General features: G+C 60.8%; 10 protein-coding genes. 4 read left to right on the plus strand and 6 right to left on the minus strand.

Translation table 11 applies throughout. The annotated features are described in order from the left end of the window. Window positions 1–65: 65 nt before the first annotated feature. The 3 genes from EI290_RS18780 to EI290_RS18790 form a co-directional block, all read right to left on the minus strand. Window positions 66–2,579, minus strand: a complete 2,514-nt coding sequence (locus EI290_RS18780) for a TonB-dependent receptor (protein ID WP_221766284.1) — start codon at window positions 2,577–2,579, stop codon at window positions 66–68. Between the two features lie 229 nt (window positions 2,580–2,808). Then, complete coding sequence (locus EI290_RS18785) at window positions 2,809–3,759, minus strand: bifunctional helix-turn-helix transcriptional regulator/GNAT family N-acetyltransferase (protein WP_125433206.1); 951 nt, start codon at window positions 3,757–3,759, stop codon at window positions 2,809–2,811. Window positions 3,760–3,831: 72 nt separating this feature from the next. Then, on the minus strand, window positions 3,832–4,188 hold the full coding sequence (locus EI290_RS18790; RefSeq protein WP_246009001.1) for a winged helix-turn-helix domain-containing protein: 357 nt from the start codon (window positions 4,186–4,188) through the stop codon (window positions 3,832–3,834). Window positions 4,189–4,434: 246 nt separating this feature from the next. On the opposite strand from EI290_RS18790, the gene gltB reads away from it, so the two are divergent. After that, window positions 4,435–8,952 carry a glutamate synthase large subunit gene (gltB, locus tag EI290_RS18795; RefSeq protein ID WP_125433207.1) on the plus strand — a complete coding sequence of 1,506 codons (4,518 nt, stop codon included), beginning with the start codon at window positions 4,435–4,437 and terminating at the stop codon, window positions 8,950–8,952. Between the two features lie 255 nt (window positions 8,953–9,207). Continuing rightward, window positions 9,208–10,683 carry a glutamate synthase subunit beta gene (locus EI290_RS18800; protein WP_125433208.1) on the plus strand — a complete coding sequence of 492 codons (1,476 nt, stop codon included), beginning with the start codon at window positions 9,208–9,210 and terminating at the stop codon, window positions 10,681–10,683. A 171-nt stretch (window positions 10,684–10,854) separates the two neighbouring features. On the opposite strand, the gene dnaB is transcribed toward EI290_RS18800, so the two are convergent. After that, window positions 10,855–13,416, minus strand: a complete 2,562-nt coding sequence (gene dnaB / locus EI290_RS18805; protein WP_125433295.1) for a replicative DNA helicase — start codon at window positions 13,414–13,416, stop codon at window positions 10,855–10,857. A gap of 410 nt (window positions 13,417–13,826) precedes the next feature. Here dnaB and EI290_RS18810 point away from each other — a divergent pair, with 410 nt between their 5' ends. Continuing rightward, window positions 13,827–15,212, plus strand: coding sequence for a UDP-N-acetylmuramate--L-alanine ligase (locus EI290_RS18810; protein WP_125433209.1), 1,386 nt, complete (start codon window positions 13,827–13,829; stop codon window positions 15,210–15,212). 66 nt (window positions 15,213–15,278) lie between these two features. After that, window positions 15,279–15,989, plus strand: a complete 711-nt coding sequence (locus tag EI290_RS18815) for an alpha/beta fold hydrolase (protein ID WP_125433210.1) — start codon at window positions 15,279–15,281, stop codon at window positions 15,987–15,989. A gap of 168 nt (window positions 15,990–16,157) precedes the next feature. Here EI290_RS18815 and EI290_RS18820 read toward each other — a convergent pair whose 3' ends face one another. Further along, window positions 16,158–16,724, minus strand: coding sequence for a hypothetical protein (locus EI290_RS18820; protein ID WP_125433211.1), 567 nt, complete (start codon window positions 16,722–16,724; stop codon window positions 16,158–16,160). A 32-nt stretch (window positions 16,725–16,756) separates the two neighbouring features. Further along, complete coding sequence (locus EI290_RS18825) at window positions 16,757–17,551, minus strand: M48 family metallopeptidase (protein WP_125433212.1); 795 nt, start codon at window positions 17,549–17,551, stop codon at window positions 16,757–16,759. Between the last annotated feature and the right edge of the window lie 219 nt (window positions 17,552–17,770).

Consider the following 17,770-nt stretch of genomic DNA (forward strand, 5'->3'; position numbering starts at 1 on the left):
GCAGAGGACGCCAAATGGCTCTGCCATGCCAAGGTTTTTGGCAGGCTTGGGACGACGGCGGGCAGTTACAAACCATACGTGAGCTGCAGGTAATATAGCCCGCCAATGCTGGGGCCACCGAGGTAGCTCACGTAGTAGTGGTTAAGCACGTTGCTGGCCCCCAGCTTAAAGCGCAGATTGGGCTCGGGCAAACGGTAGCTCAGCTGGGCATCCAGCGTACTGTAGGCAGGCACGTAGCCGTTCACCAGGAAGGTTTGGGAGTAGTACCGGTCCTGCCACCGGTAGTTGAGACCAAACCCGAAATTCTTCACCACGTTTTCGTTGCCCACGTTGAGGTTGTAAGTCCAGCGCGGCGTGTTAAAACCATCTTCCAGGCCGTCGCCGGATACGGTACGGTCGAGGCGGGTGTAGGTAGCACTGGCACCGGCCAGGTAGCCCCTGGCCACATCATAGCGCAGGCCCAGGGAGCCGCCGTAGTTGTACACCTGGCTCTGAGAGTTGGTCCAGAGGCGGTAGCGCGCCTGCCCGCTGCGCTTATTAAGGGCCGTGGCAATGGTATTCAGGTCGGTGCCGGTGCTGAGGGGCTGGCCGCTGGCATTCAGGGGTACGTAGGCTTCTACCTGTGCAATAAAGCTGCGGTAGGTGTTGTAGTAGAAATCCACATCGGCCAGCAGGCGGCCACCGGGCAGCAGGGCGGCTTTGTAGCCCAGTTCCACGGACCTGATGTGCTCGGGCCGGAGGTAGGTGTAGGGGGTTTTCACCAGGGTGCCCTGGTATTTGGCAATAGCCTGGGCAGTGGTCAGGCCGCCGGTGTTCACGTCGCGCGTTACGGCGGCGTTAAAGGCATCAATGGAGCTGCGCAGGTAGCTGTTCTCAAACACCCCATCCGACATTACCCGCAGCCCCCCGATGCGCTTCACCTGTCCGCTGTTTACGTTGGAAAACCCTTCAAACAGACTCGGAAACCGGTACCCGCTCTGGTAGCTTACCCGAAAGTTGTGCCGCTGGGTGGGTGAGTACACTGCCGTGAAGCGCGGATTGAAGCGGGCACTGAAGTAGTCGTTCTTATCGGCCCGCAGCGTGGCCGTCAGCCGCAGCCTCTCCCGCAGCAGCCGCGCCCCGGCCTGCACAAAGCCTCCGGTTTTGCCGTAGGTAAGCGTGCTGTACGGGTCCTCCCCTTTCTCCGGGTTGATGAAATAGTTGCCATCAGGCTCGATGAAGTACGTGCGGTGGTCGGCCCCCACTAGCACATCGGCCCAGGCCGGCAGCCCCTTGCCCCCACTTCTCCGGATGGCTTCCCCAATGTTCACCTGCCCTTCGGCGTGCAGCAGCTGCGCGTGTACCCGCAGCGCGGCACCTTCATCCCAGTTGTTGATATCGGCCAGCTCCCGCAGGCGCTGCCGGAACTCCGTGGTGCCGGGCTGAAAGCGGCCGGCATCGGCGGCCGTGCGGGCCGTGGCGTGAGCCTGCGCTACCGTCTGGCCCGCCTGGGTAGCGGCGTTCCAGGCAGTGGTGTACTCCTGATTCCAGCGGGCATCGGGCTTGAAGCTCCGCTCCATATTCTCGGCGGCGGAGCGCAGGTTGTAGCTGCGGCCGGTGTTTTCCCGGGTGAGATACACGCGCGCCTGTACTACCGGGCCGCTTAGCTGCAGGGCGTGCTGCTGCAGGTGGTAGTTATCCAGCTGAAACCGGTTGCTGCGCTGGTACACATTGTCAAAGTTGCTGCCCCGGTACGTGTAGGCCAGCTCGGCGCTGGGCGTAAGCTTGTAGTGCAGGGCGGCGTCGTAGCGGAGGGTTTGCAGGTGATAGTCCACCACATCCTGCTCCCGGTAGCCGGTGCGCGCCACCTGATAGGTTTTGCCGCCCAGCGTCAGGCTGGAGCGGTCCGATGACTCATTGCCGTAGCTGCTCACCGGGTCGCGGGCGGGGTTATCGGGCCCGAACAGGTTGGTGGTGGCGTTGCCGTTGGGGTTGATGTCGGTCATGTCGCGGGCAATCCAGTCGTAGCCGCGCAGGTAGGTGCCGTTTACCTTATAAGCCCACTTCGGCCCCAGCACCCGGGCGTAGCGCACACTGGTTTCCGAGAAAACATGCGCGCTGGTGTTCGGGTCGTGGAGGTGATTGACGCCGGTTTTCTGCTGCACACTCAGGCCCTGGCTCAGAAACGGGTTGCGGGTGCTGAAGTTGGCCAGCCCGTTGATGGCATTCAGCCCGTACAGTGCCGCCGCCGTACCCGGCACTATTTCCACCGTCCGGATATCCAGGTCACTCGGCCCCAGCACGTTGCCGATAGGCCCGCCAATATGCGGGGCTTGGTTATCGATGCCGTCCACGAGCTGAGCAAACCGCACGTTGGTGGTATTGGTGAAGCCCCGGGCGTTTATCACCTTGAAACCCAGGCTGGGCGTAATCACCTGAATGCCTTTGATGTGCTCAATAGCATCAAAAAACGAGGGAGCCGGCGTAAGGCGCAGCTGCCGGGCGTTCAGCTTTTCCACCGTCACCGGCGACTGTAGAATGCTCTCCTCCACCCTGGAAGCGGCCACTACCACCTCGCTCAGCCGGGTGGTATCGGCCAAGGCTAGAGGCGGCACCGGTTGCTTCAGGCGGTTCTGTGCCCACGCAGATTGCCCCATTACGCTCAGGGTCATTAATAAAGCCCACCGAAGGCCAGGAGTATATTTCACCATAGAGCAGAGGCATCCGTCGTTATATTTTCACAAACATAACGCAGGAAAAGGCGAATGGTTTGCGCCCCCTACTCACTTGCACACCGGAATTTCTGACCGAACCGTTTCTTAGTATGGTTTACTGAAGCAGCAACTCCATCTGAATATTGCACCGCTCGTAGGGCGAAGGGTGCCCGGCCACGGTTTTGCGAAAGCCCAGCTTGTGGTAGAGCTGAATTGCCGGTACCAGCTTGGTATTGCTTTCCAGATACAGCCGGGTTGCACCCAGGGCCCGTGCCCGGGCAATGGCGGCCTCTCCCAGCCGAAACCCAATGCCCAGGCCCTGGGCTTCCGGTGAAACGGCCATTTTGGCCAGCTCATAGGTGTGGGCATCCATGTGCAACAGGGCGCAGGCTCCCACTATCTGTCCATTATATTCAGCCAGCAGAATCTGCCCTCCTTGTGCCAGAATGTACTCTTCGGGGTGGTCCAGTGCTTTCAGGTCAGGCTCTTCAACCCGGAAATACTGCTGAATCCATTCGATGTTCAGGCGCCTGAACTCGGGTTGAAACTGCGGCTCATATTCCCGGATACGCACCGCGCCGGCTACCCTTTGGTCCCGGACAGCCTTTACCCGCCCGGCCATACTCTGCCGCGACAAAGCGTATTCCATTTCTTCAATGGCCAGCCAAAGGTTATAGCGGGTTTCGGCCAGCAATGCTTCCGAGGCCTGCTGCACGTCGGCCGTTTGCTGTTGCAGGGCGGGCCACAGCGCTGCGCCTTGTTCGGTAAGAGAAATAACGCTGCGCCGCTGGTCAGTTTCGCCGCGTTGCACCTGCACCAACCCGTGCTTTACCAAGTCCTTTACCGTCTGGCTGACGGCCGCGTGGGTTTGCCCAATACGCCCGGCAATGTCCCCTACGTGCCGCCCCGGCTCCGTGGCCACTACATAAAACACCGGGAACCAGCGCGGCTCAAATGCCACATGATACAGGGCATACACCTCGGCCGCCTGCCCCGTCATCAACTCACTCAACCGGCGCAACCGGCTTCCTAATGCCGCCGGGCCTATTTCATCAAAAAAGTCCATAACGCAAACCTAGCAGTATTTACGTAAGCGCTTACATTATTTATTACATAATTTGATTTTATCGGTTTTGCCTTACAGCAGCCGTACTGCCTCCGCCGCCAGAAACGCCTGAAAACGCTCCTGTAGCTCCCGAAATTCCTGAATCAGATGCTGGCCTTCCGGGGTCACCTCGGCTCCGCCACCGCGCTTACCACCAGTCTGGGTGTGCACCAGCGGCTTGGCACTTTGCGTATTCAGGGAGCTGACCAAATCCCAGGCGCGCTTATATGACATACCCATTTCCTGCGCCGCTTTCGAGATGGAACCGTGCTCCTGAATCAGCGTGAGCAGCTCCAGTCGGCCAATGCCCATGTACCGGTCGTCGGCCGTTTCCACCCATAAGCGGCCACTCAAGCGGAAGTTCAGATCAGCGCGGAGCAAATGTTTCATGCTGGTAAATATCGGGGTTGGAAATCGTAGACACCAGGCAGGCCCGGCAGGAAAAAAAGGCTGTACTACCAGCTGCAACGCAGTTTTCGGAGCGGTTGGTTGGGGTTCAGCACGGCAAACATCCAAAGTTAGAAACCGGAAACCCTGGCAGCTGCCGGCATGATAGCCCTCCGGGGAATGGTATACTGGATTTTTGACCTGCCGCCGGGGTCATTTCAGCTGTCCTGACCAACCGACCTTTCCCTTATGGAGCCTGTAGCGTCCCAAGGCCTGTACCGTCCCGAGTTTGAGCATGATGCCTGCGGCACGGGATTTATTACTTACGTAGACGGCCGCCGCTCGCACCAGATTGTTGCAGATGCCCTCACCATTCTGGAGAACATGGAACACCGTGGAGCCTGTGGCTGCGACGCCGACTCCGGCGACGGGGCCGGCATTCTGCTGCAGCTGCCACACTGGTTTTTTCTGGAGGAGTGCACCACCCTGGGCATCCGGCTGCCGGAGCCCGGTGAGTACGGCGTGGGCATGGTGTTTCTGCCCCGGAAGGGCAACCTACGCGAAGCCTGCCGGACCATCATTAACGCGGCAGCGGCACGGTTGGGCCTGCCGCTGCTGGGCTACCGCCCGGTGCCTACTAACCCAGCCGGCATCGGCCCCACGGCCCTGGCCGCCGAGCCGGCCATTGAGCAGTTGTTTGTGGGCCGCCCGGCCGGCGTGGCTACTCCCGAGGACTTTGAGCGCAAGCTGTACGTGCTGCGCCGCCTGATCAGCAGTGAGGTGGCAGCGCAGCTGCCCGCCGCCGAAGTGTACTTCACGTCCCTTTCGTGCCGGGTAATCATCTACAAAGGCCAGCTGACTACCTACCAGGTGCGCGGCTACTTCCCCGATCTGTCGGATGAGCGGGTCACCTCGGGCATTGGCATGGTGCACTCACGTTTCTCCACCAATACCTTCCCTAGCTGGCGGCTGGCCCAGCCCTTCCGGCTGCTGGCGCACAACGGCGAAATCAACACGCTGCGTGGCAACCTCAACTGGTTTTACGCCGGCCTCCCCTCCTACCTCTCGCCCTATTTCACGGCGGAGGAAATGCAGATTCTGCTGCCCGTTATCGACCCCACCCAGTCGGACTCGGCCTGCCTGGATAACGTGGTGGAGCTGTTGCTGCACTGCGGCCGGAGCCTGCCCCACGTAATGATGATGCTGGTGCCCGAAGCCTGGGACGGCAACGAGCAGATGGACCCGCTCAAGAAGGCGTTTTACGAGTTTCACGCCACCTTTATGGCCCCCTGGGACGGGCCGGCGGCCCTGCTCTTCACCGATGGCACCATGGTGGGCGCCATGCTGGACCGCAACGGCCTGCGCCCCCTGCGCTACGCCGTTACCAACGACGGCCTGGTGCTGGTGGCCTCCGAGGCCGGCGTACTGGGCCTGGGCCTGCCCGAAGCCAGCGTGGTGCGCAAGGGCCGCCTGCAACCCGGCAAAATGCTGCTCATTGATACCCAGGCCGGCCAGATTATCACTGATGAAGAGCTGAAAACCCAGGCCGCCACCCGCCAGCCCTACGGCCAGTGGCTCAGCGACTACCAGATCCGGCTGGAGGAGCTGCCCGAGCCCCGGCTGGTGTTTACGGACCTGTCGGCGGAATCGGTGTTCAAGTACCATCAGGTGTTCGGGTACACCCGCGAGGATATTGACACCATTCTGACACCCATGGCCGTGGAGGGCAAGGAGCCCATCGGCTCAATGGGGGTGGATACGCCGCTGGCCGTCCTTTCCGACCAGCCCCAGCACCTGAGCAGCTACTTCAAGCAGTTCTTCGCCCAGGTTACCAACCCACCCATCGACCCCATTCGGGAGCGGCTGGTGATGAGCCTGGCTACTTTTATCGGCAACAACGGCAACATCCTGGACGAGGACAAGATGCACTGCCACTGCGTGGCGCTGCACCAGCCCATTCTCACCAACCGGGAGCTGGAAAAGCTGCGCAGCATTGATACGGGGCTGTTCAACGCCAAAACCATCAACACCTACTTCCGGGCCGATGGCAAGCCGGGTGCGCTGCGGGCCGGTCTGGACCGCCTGTGCCGCTACGCCGAAGACGCCGTGGATGATGGATTTGAAGTACTGATTCTCTCCGACCGGTACCTTGATTCGGAACATGCCACCATTCCGTCACTGCTGGCGGTATCGGCGGTGCATCACCACCTTATCCGGAAAGGCTACCGGGGCTCGGTGGGGCTGGTGGTGGAGGCCGGCGACGTCTGGGAGGTGCATCATGTTGCCTGCCTGCTGGCCTTTGGGGCCACGGCCATCAACCCCTATCTGGCCCTCAGCACCATCCGGGTATTGCACTACGAAGGGCGCCTCAGCCACTCCAATCTGAGCCTGGATAAGCTGGAAGCCAACTACTTGAAAGCCGTATGCGACGGGCTGCTGAAAATTTTTTCCAAAATGGGCATCAGCACTCTGCAGTCGTATCACGGAGCACAGGTATTTGAAATTCTGGGTATTAACAAGCAGGTTGTTGATGATTACTTTACCGGGGCTGTAACGCGCATTGGCGGGCTGGGGCTGGATGAAATTGCCCGCGAAACCCTGTTCAAGCATTTCCAGGGCTTCCGGAGCAGTACCCTGGAAGAACAGCTCCTGCTGCCTGAAGGCGGCGTGTACCAGTGGCGGCGCCGGGGCGAGGCCCACCAGTTCAACCCCGAAACGGTTCACCTGCTGCAGCAGGCCACCCGCACCGGCAATTACGACACGTACCGCCGCTACGCCCAGCTGATTAATGCCCCCGGGAAAGGCACCTTCACGCTGCGCGGCCTGCTCGATTTTGCCCATCACCGGCCAGCTGTACCACTCAGCGAAGTGGAACCGGCCGAGAATATCATGCGCCGCTTTGCTACCGGGGCCATGTCGTTCGGTTCCATATCGCACGAGGCGCACAGCACCCTGGCCATTGCCATGAACCGCATCGGGGGTAAAAGCAACACCGGCGAAGGCGGCGAGGACCCCATGCGCTACGATATCATGGAAAATGGTGATTCCATGCGCTCCGCCATCAAGCAAGTGGCCTCGGCCCGCTTTGGCGTGACGGCCCACTACCTCACTAACGCCGACGAGCTGCAGATTAAAATGGCCCAGGGCGCTAAGCCCGGGGAAGGGGGCCAGCTGCCTGGCCATAAGGTGGATGAGTGGATTGCCCGGGTGCGCCACGCTACGCCCGGCGTCGGCCTTATCTCGCCCCCGCCCCACCATGATATCTACTCCATTGAAGACCTCGCCCAACTGATTTTTGACCTCAAGAATGCCAACCGCCAGGCCCGCATCAACGTGAAGCTGGTGAGCAAGGCGGGCGTGGGCACCATTGCGGCCGGCGTAGCCAAGGCCCACGCCGACGTCATTCTGGTGGCCGGCTACGACGGCGGCACCGGGGCCTCACCCATGAGCAGTATCCGCCACGCCGGCCTGCCCTGGGAGCTGGGCTTGGCGGAAGCTCACCAGACTCTGGTGCGCAACCAGCTGCGCAGCCGCGTGGTGCTCCAGACGGATGGGCAGCTGAAAACCGGCCGCGACCTGGCCGTTGCAACCCTGCTGGGGGCGGAAGAGTGGGGCGTAGCCACGGCGGCGCTGGTAGCGGGCGGCTGCGTAATGATGCGCAAATGCCACCTCAATACCTGTCCCGTGGGCGTGGCCACTCAAGACCCCGAGCTGCGTCGGTTGTTCAGCGGGCAGCCCGAGCACATTGTAAACCTGTTCCGCTTTCTGGCCGAGGAGCTGCGGGAAATTATGGCGGAGCTGGGCTTCCGGACCATTAACGATATGGTGGGCCGGGCCCAGTTTCTGAAGCCGCGCCCGAATATCCAGCACTGGAAAGCGCGCCACCTCGACCTGCGCGACCTGCTGTATCTGACCTCACCCGAGCCCGGCAGCACCCTGCACCACAGCGAGCAGCAGGACCACGGCCTTACCGGCATCCTCGACTGGCATCTGCTTGAACACGCCTACCAGGCCCTGGACCATCAGCAGCCCGTGCAGGCCGAGTTTTACGTCCGCAACACCGACCGGACGCTGGGCACACTGCTTTCCAACGAAATAACCAAACGCCACCCCAGTGGGCTGCCGGAGCATACCATTAACTACACGTTCCGGGGTTCGGCCGGGCAAAGCTTTGGGGCTTTCAGCGTCCGGGGTCTGTCGTTCCGGCTGCAGGGCGAAGCCAACGATTACGTTGGGAAAGGGCTGTCGGGGGCCCGCCTCATTATCTACCCGGCCCCCGATGCCCACTTCGAGCCCGAGCAGAACATCATCATCGGCAACGTGGCGCTGTACGGGGCTACCTCCGGCGAGCTGTTCGTGCGCGGGCAGGCTGGGGAGCGGTTTGCCGTGCGCAACTCCGGGGCTACGGCCGTTGTGGAGGGCGTGGGCGACCATGGCTGCGAGTACATGACCGGCGGCCGGGCCCTCATCCTGGGCCGCACCGGCCGCAACTTCGCCGCCGGCATGAGCGGGGGCATTGCCTGGGTGTACGATGCCGACGGCTCCTTTCCCCACAACTGCAACCCCGAAATGGTAGAGCTCGATCCGCTCGACGCCGACGACGAAACCCATATCCGGCACCTGCTCCATCAGCACCACGAGCTTACCGGCAGCCAACTGGCCGCCTTCCTGCTCACCAACTGGCCCGAGGAAGCCGGCAAGTTTGTGAAGGTGTTCCCCAGCGAATACAAAAAGGTGCTGCAAAAGACCCGGGTGGCGGTGGGGTGACGCCTCACCCCCCCCGGCCTCCTCTCCAGAGGGAGACGGAGAGCCTGACAGCAGGATGTAGAGACGCGACACTTCGCGTCTCCCGCCAGAACGAGCCGCCAGAACGCATAGCAGCCGGCACGAGCCGTCAGCACCGCGCAGCAAAAACAACATCAGCAACGATGAGACGCGAAGTGTCGCGTCTCTACAACCGTCCGAATCGTCTCGCTCCCCCTCTCTCCCAGAGAGGGGGCCGGGGGGTGAGGCACCACGCATATGGGCAATAGCACTGGTTTCAAGGAATTTCAGCGGGAGTTGCCCGCCAAGGCCACCCCGCAGGAGCGGATAGCGCACAACCGCGAGTTTGTGGGCCAGTACGCCGACACGCAACTCCGGCAACAGTCGGGGCGGTGCATGGAGTGCGGCATTCCGTTCTGCCACGCGGGCTGCCCATTGGGCAACATCATTCCGGAGTTCAACGACGCGGTATACCGCCAGGACTGGGAGCAGGCCTACCAGATTTTGAGCTCCACCAACAACTTTCCGGAGTTTACCGGCCGCATCTGCCCCGCCCCCTGCGAGTCGGCCTGCGTGCTGGGCATTCATGCCGCGCCCGTGGCCATCGAGGAAATCGAGAAGCACATCATTGAAATTGCCTTCGAGAAAGGTTACGTACAGCCTACGGCACCCATCCTGAAAACGGGCAAAACCGTGGCCGTAGTGGGCTCTGGCCCGGCCGGGCTGGCGGCCTCCGCCCAACTGGTGCGGGCTGGCCACACCGTAACCGTATTCGAGCGTGACGACCGACCCGGCGGCCTGCTGCGCTATGGCATCCCCGATTTCAAGCTGGACAAATGGGTAGTTGACCGCCGCCTGCGGGTACTGGAAGAAGATGGCGTGGTATTCCGCTGCAACACGGAGGTTGGCCGGGATATAGCCGCGGCCGAGTTACAACAGCAGTTTGATGCCGTGGTGCTGGCCGGTGGGGCCTTGGTACCCAAAGACCTCCCCCTGCCCGGCCGCGAGCTGCCCGGCATCCACTTCGCCATGGACTACCTCACCCAGCACAACCGCCGCGTAAGCGGGCTGCCGCTGTTGGAGGCTGAAATCCAAGCTACCGGACTTGACGTGGTAGTCATTGGCAGCGGCGACACCGGCTCCGACTGCGTAGGCACGGCCAACCGCCAGCAGGCCCGCTCCGTCACGCAGTTTGCCCTCATGCACCAGCCTGCCCCCGAGCGCCCCCACTTCGAGCCCTGGCCTCACTACCCCACGGCTATGTTCCGCACCAGCACCTCCCACGAGGAAGGCTGCCAGCGCTACTGGGGCATCAACACCAAAGCCTTCCTAGGCGACGAAAACGGCCGCCTCCGCGCCCTGCTGGTCACCGACGTTACCTGGGAAACCGACGTACTAGGCCGCCGCCTCGCCTTCGCCGAAATCGAAGGCTCGGAGCGCGAAATTCCCTGCCAGCTGGCCCTGCTGGCCTTGGGCTTCGCCTCCCCCCGCTACGAAGGCCTCCTGGAGCAGCTCGGCGTAGCCCTCGACGACCGGGGCAACGTGCGCACCACCTCCGACGCCGCCTTCCTCACCTCTCAGCCCAACGTATTCGTGGCCGGTGACATGCGCCGGGGCCAGTCGCTGGTGGTCTGGGCCATATCCGAAGGCCGCGAAGCTGCCCGGCAGGTAGACTTGCTGCTGACCGGCAAAACCGCCCTGCCCAGCAAGGACGCGGTGGGCATGTTTGGGTAGGCCGTTTGGAACCGAACAGAACGTCATGCTGAGCTTGCCGAAGCATCACTACCGCTTCGTTGGATTACCATTGCAACGAAGCGGTAGTGATGCTTCGGCAAGCTCAGCATGACGTACTGGAAACACAAACCGCCCGCTGGTAGCAGCGGGCGGTTTGTGTTTCTTTAAATATTAAAACGGCGGCGGGCCGTCGTCGAAGTTGCTACGGGGGAAGGGCTGCGCGGGTGGCGGGCCGTCGTTGTTGATGCGGGAGCCCAGGCGGATGGTGTTGGGGGCAAAACCAGAGGCATCATCGTCGAAGGTGCTGGTGGGGAAAGCGCCGGGGTTGAAGCCCGCGTCGCCGAAGCCACCGCCGGCCCCGTCGAGGTCGGCAAACTTGGTGAACTTGCCGATGAACTTCAGCTGCACGGTTTCCAGGGAGCCGTTCCGGTGCTTGGCAATAATCACCTCGCCGGTACCCTGGGTGGGGTTACCCATTTCGTCCTCCGTAATCTTATAGTACTCGGGGCGGTACAGGAACACCACCATGTCGGCGTCCTGCTCGATGGAGCCCGATTCCCGAAGGTCACTGAGCTGAGGCTTCTTGTCGCCGCCGCGGGTTTCCACCGAGCGGCTCAGCTGCGACAGGGCCAGCACCGGCACGTTCAGCTCTTTGGCAATACCTTTCAGGGCCCGCGAAATCGAGGCAATTTCCTGTTCCCGGTTGCCCCCGCCCTTGCCATCCGTGTTACCCGTCATTAGCTGCAGGTAGTCGATGATGATCATCTGGATGTCGTGGTGGGCTTTGAGACGGCGGCACTTGGTGCGCAGCTCCCGGATGCTCAGGCCCGGCGTATCGTCAATGTAAATGGGAGCCGACGACAGGGCAGAAATCTTGTGGTTCAGCTGCGCCCACTCGTAGTCGGCCAGGTTGCCCTTCTTGATTTTCTCCGAATCCAGCTCCGCCTCGGCCGAAATCAGACGGTTCACGAGCTGCAGCGAGGACATTTCCAACGAGAAAATAGCCACCGGCTTCTTGAACTCCACCGCCGCATTGCGCATGGCCGATACTACGAAGGCGGTGTTGTGCGTCACGGTCATGTCCTGAAGCAGAAACAGCCGGTTACCGTCGATGCTGAAGCCATAATAGTCGTCCTCGCCGTCAAACTCTACCGAAATACCGGTCATGCGCCAGTCTACGGGGCTGGGCCAGGGCTGGGCCTGCTTGCGAGATACGCGCACTGGCACCCGGTTGATGTCGCCGTAGATGCGCACCCGGTACACCTCGCTCTCGTAGCCGATAGTGCTGATGGCTGCCCGTTTCTTCTTCAGCGAAGTGCGGAAACCCAACGAGTCGGCCAGGAACTTGATTTGCCGGGCCAGGCGGTGGTTCTTCTGGGTGATTTCGTAGCCGTTGGATACCGGGTCGAGGTGGCCGTCGGAATCAATCAGCCCGGCCAGCAGGCGCAGGCGGTTTTTGGTGCTGTTGCTCAGGTACTGCTGCGGAATGTGCTTGTTGCCGAGCACGCCCAGTTGCCGTAGCTCATCCTGCACCGAGTATTGCGTGAGGTTGCCGCCCTGCCGGCCCCGGGTGATGCCGTAGCTGTTGCATCGGTCTTCCGCCGTGCCTACTGTCACCTGCATGTCGAGCTCAGCGGCATATTCGTGCAGATAGGCAATAATTTCGGCATCCTGTCCCGTGATACGACAGTTACCCGAAGCCCCGTCGCCGAGCCACACGCCCAGAAAATACGGATCAATTGGCACTTCCTGCGCGGCAAACTCCACGGGCACTTTGTAGCCTTTGTAGCTGGAGCGGAACTTGGCCGACTTGCCGAGCCAGTCCTTTACCGTGATGTTGAGCACGTCGCCGTGACGGTGCGGGCCTTCGGTGCGGCTGCGCTTCAGGGAGAGGATATGGCTCTCGTTCACGCGGTAGGCCTCACCCTTGTTCTGGCGCACCCAGTACATGTTCTCGCGGCCCCGGGCAATGCTCAGCACCCGGCGCGGGGTGGAGTCGTCGCCCATCAGCAGCTCACCCGCCCGCACGTCTTCCACGTTGCGCAGGGTGCCATCGAACATCAGCACTTTGGTGCCTTTGCCGAGACATTTTCCCATGCCTGGCCGCGCCGCAATAATCACCAGATCAGATGGTTGCCAGCCGGAGGTTACGCGGTCCAAAGCCGAGAAACCGGAGGGCACACCGGTGAGGCCGTCCTTCTGATCCTTCTTTTCTTCCAGCTCCTTGATGGCCTTGCCCATGAGGCTGCGCATGTCATCAAAGTTCTTGCGGATGTTGGATTCCGACACTTCGAATAAGGACTGCTCAGTACTATCCAGCAGGTTGAACACATCCGTCGTATCCTCAAACGCCTCCCGCTGAATATCGGAAGCAATGCGGATTAGCTCCCGCTTGATGGCGTTTTCGGTGATGATGCGGGCGTGGTACTCAATGTTAGCGGCCGAGTTTACCTTGAACGTCAGGTTGGCCACGTAATGAGCACCGCCGGCGGCCTCCAGCTCACCCATTTCCCGCAACTCGTGGGTAACCGTCAGAATATCAATTGGCTCCGACTTATCGAACAGGTTCAGGATGGCCTTGAAGATGCGGATGTGACCTTCCTTGTAGAAGCTCTGGGGCTTCAGGATGTCGATTACCGTAGTTAGGGCGTCCTTTTCCAGCATGAGGGCACCTAGCACGGCGGCTTCCAGCTCCAGGGCCTGCGGCGGCAGTTTGCCGGCGGCTCCGCCCATGGGCAGCTGCGCCGGGCGGCTGTTCCAGGCAGCTTTGGCCCGTGAGGCCGAAAGTTTCAGGCGGTCATCCATCCGGTCGTTCATTACTAACTGAGCACTACAAGGTAAGCAGGTTGGGCCGGTTTTGGGCAGAGTTTCTTCCCGGGCTCTTCAACTTTTCAGCGAAAGGGGTACAAAGCTAACGGCTGGGCTTTACAATCCGGGACTAGTGCAAAAGGTTTCTTTTTTGTATGCTGAGAGCAGGTGCAACGGCTCCGCAGCGAGCTGACACTCTAAGAGTGAGAAGAGTACATTTATTGCCAGGCCCGCCACCTGCCGCGTGGCCAGGGTCGGCTTTGCGGTGCCCGGCATTGCCCATGCACACCTCGGCCGGGCAGTGTACCTTTGCGGCCTGTTTACTTATTTGCTGAATGGCCGCTACTCCTTCTTCTCTCCAACGCCTGCACCTGATTGCCACCGGGGGCAGTATTATGCACAACCTGGCTTTGGCCCTGCACCGGCGCGGCGCGCAGGTTACGGGTTCCGATGACGAGATATTTGAGCCGGCCAAAAGCCGCTTGGCCAAGGCGGGCCTGCTGCCAGCCCAGGAAGGCTGGTTTCCGGAGAAGATTACTCAGGACCTGGATGCTGTAATTGTGGGTATGCATGCCCGCCCCGATAATCCGGAGCTGCTCCGGGCGCAGGAGCTAGGCCTGCGGGTGTACTCGTTTCCGGAGTTTATCTACGAAGCCTCCCGCGACAAGCAGCGCATTGTAATAGGTGGCTCGCACGGCAAAACCAGCATTACCTCCCTCATTCTGCATGTGCTGCGCTACCATGGCCGCCAGTTCGATTACGCCGTGGGGGCCCAGCTGGAAGGCTTCGACCTGATGGTGCAGCTGACGGATGAGGCGCCTATCATTATAATTGAGGGCGACGAGTATCTGTCCTCTCCCATCGACCGGCGGCCCAAGTTCCACCTCTACCAGCACCATATTGGCGTAATTTCCGGCATCAGCTGGGACCATATCAACGTGTTTCCCACGGAGGAGGTGTACCGGGAGCAGTTCAAAATTTTTGCGGAGATGACGCCTAAGGCCGGGGTGCTCATCTACGACCAAGACGACGAACAGGTGCAGCTGGTAACGGTGCCCAGCTCGCCCGACGTGAAGTACATTGGGTACGGCCCCCACGAGCACATTATCCGGAACGGCAAAACTTTCCTGCTGACTAAAAAGGACGAGGAAGTGCCCGTACAGGTGTTCGGGGCCCACAACCTGCGCAATATTTCGGCGGCCAAAGAGGTGTGCAAGCAGTTGGGCATCAAGGGCAAAGAGTTTTATGAAGCACTATCCACTTTTAAAGGAGCCGCCCGCCGCCTGGAGTTGGTGAAAGAGGGGGCCGACTCGGTGGTGTACAAGGATTTTGCCCACGCCCCCAGCAAGCTGAAAGCCACAGCTACGGCCTTCAAAAACCAGTACCCGGAGCGCCGGCTGGTGGCCTGCCTGGAACTGCATACCTTCAGCTCCCTCAACCCGGCCTTTCTGCCCCAGTACGCCCATACCTTCGATGCTCCTGATGTGGCGGTAGTGTATTTTAATCCCCACGTGCTGGAGCATAAGCGCCTGCCGCCGCTGCCCCCCGAAGCCGTGCAGCAGGCCTTCCAACGCCCCGACCTGCGGGTGTTTACCGACAGCCAGGAACTGGCAGCCTTTCTGCACGCCCAACCTTGGCATAATGCCAATCTGCTGATGATGTCGTCGGGCACGTTTGATGGGCTGGACCTGCACCAGCTGGCAACCGTGGTAACCACTTAATTTGCTGGCTTATGCCGCCCGCATGAGCCTTGCGCTCATGCGGGCGGCATAGGGCCGGACCAAGTCATGAAGCATACCATTCTGCTCCTGCACGGAGCCTTGGGCTCAGCTGCTGAGTTGAAGTTCCTGAAGCGGGAGCTGCCACCATTCTACACGGTACACGCTTTTTCCTTCGGGGGGCACGGGGGGCAGCCCCTGGCAGGCCCGGCGTTTTCGATGAAGGCTATGGCCCAGGAAGTTCGGCAGTTTATTCTGGACCACGGCCTGCCCCCGGTGCATGTATTTGGCTACAGCATGGGTGGCTACGCGGCCCTCACGGCTGCCGTACAGTGGCCGGAACTGTTCAGCAGCATCACCACCCTGGGCACCAAGTTCGACTGGACCCCGGCCACGGCAGCTCAGGCTACTGGCTTTCTGGACGCGGCCATCATGCGTGAGAAAGTGCCGCAGTTTGCCAGCCAGTTGGAACAGCTACATGCGCCCACGCCCCTGCCACAGTTCCTGGCTGCCACGGCCGCTCTGTTGCGCGGTCTTGGCGACGCCCCCCTGCTACACGCACACAACCTGGCTACTCTGGAGGTGCCGGTGCAGGTGCTGGTAGGGGAACTGGATAAAACGGCCGGCGTAGATGCTTCCCGCGCGTACGCCGACCACATGCCTCGTGCTTCCTTCGAAATTATCATGAATACTCCCCACCCACTGGAAAAAGTAAACCCCGATGTGCTCGTGAATCGCATTGCCCGGTTTGTGGAAACGGTGGAGGAAGGTATGGTGTAGGGAGAACGTCAAAGGGAAAAGCCCGGCGCTTATAGTAAGCGCCGGGCTTTTCCCTTTGACGTTCTCCCTTTTACTTTTCCCCGCTGCCCTTACGGCGCCTGTCGGTGGTGACCAGCAAAGCCAGGGCTGTGAGGGAAAGGCGCAGGATCCACTTACGACTCAGCATGGCTACCGGCGTACAAAAAAGGTGTTGTTGGATTCCACGCGCAGGTCGCAGCGGCTGCCCCCGGTATTCTCCTCGCAGGTGGTACCCACAATTTCGTTTTTCTCAAAATTGAAGAAGCAGAACGTGCAGCCCACCCCCGTAATAATGTAGCGGGCCGAGTTGGAAGGCAGGTACAGGCTATTGTCGGTGGAAGTTTGTAGGGGCAGGGCCATGGCCCGGTACATGCCGTTGCGCAGGCCCATGCCTACAATGTAGTATACGGCCTTATCCTTGGGCGTTTCCTGCACCTTGCGGATAATGGTTTTGTCGATGGCCGTACCATCCCCGAACTCGCGGGTGAAGGCTGCCGAAAGCTGTTCCCGAGGAATTACATAACGGATTTTACCCTCCGATACTTCGGCTATCTGCTTACTGACCACTTCCCGCTTCCGCCGTAGCTCTTCCGTGTCGGTGGTGGGGGTGCTCATTTCCGGGAAACCTCGCTTAGTAGTTTCGCAGGCAGTCAGCCCGCCCAGCAAAAGCAGGCCGGAACTCAGCAAAAACAGCGCAGGGCGCAGGATATAGTTCATTCTAGTTAGCAACGAGGTAAGTCAGCGCAGGGCTAGCGGGGCTTGTAATACGTTCGGGCCTCCGGTAGCTCCTTCTGAATGTTGGCAATGCGGGTGCCGTTGGAGGGGTGAGTAGAGAGAAACTCGGGTGGAGAGGCCGTATTCTCGCGAGCATCCATCCGCTGCCAGAACTGCACAGCCCCATCGGGGTTATAGCCAGCCATGGCCATAAAGATAAGCCCCAGGTGGTCGGCTTCCGACTCCTGGCTGCGGCCGTACTTCAGCAGTCCCAACGAGGAACCCACGCCTACTGCCTGCAAAAACACGCTCTGAGTAGCCGTGGGGTTCTGGCCCACCGCCGCCGAAACTACCCCGCCCAGGCCCTGAGCCGCCATTTGCTGGCTCATGCGCTCCGAGCTGTGGCGGGCCACGGCATGGGCAATTTCGTGGCCCATAACCACGGCCAGGCCGTTTTCGTCCTGCGTAATGGGCAGGATACCGCTGTACACGGCTACTTTGCCGCCCGGCATACACCAGGCATTTTCCTGCTTGTCGTCCAGCAGGTTGAACTCCCACTGGTAGCCCTCCAGCTGGGCCTGCTGGTTTTGCTGGCGGAAGTACTGCTCCACGGCCTGCTGAATGCGCTGGCCCACCCGCTTCACCATGGCGGCCTGCTCGCCGCTGCTGACAACGCGGCTGCTGGCCAGTACTTTCTGGTATTCCTGCGCGGCCATGGTATTCATTTCGGTATCGGACACGAGGCTGAGCTGCCGACGGCCCGTGATGGGCACCGTGGAGCAGGCCACAGCTACGAACAAGCAGCTGGCCAGAGCTATTTTCCTGAACATGGATGGAAAGCGGTTGAGAAGAGAGAACAGGGTAGGATACGGGAATTACGGAGGGCGGTACGGCGTAGCTGTCCCTCACTTGCGTGCTATACGTGCAGCAGTAGGCAAAATGTTTGGCCCATCTGCTGGGAGCCGACTTGGCCGGCACTTTGGGTTTTGGCCCCGCGAATTAAACGCTATTTTTGACCGTCTGCCGCGTGTTTTTCTACACCTGCTGCC

The organism is Hymenobacter metallilatus (genome assembly GCF_003944705.1).
GTDB lineage: Bacteria > Bacteroidota > Bacteroidia > Cytophagales > Hymenobacteraceae > Hymenobacter > Hymenobacter metallilatus.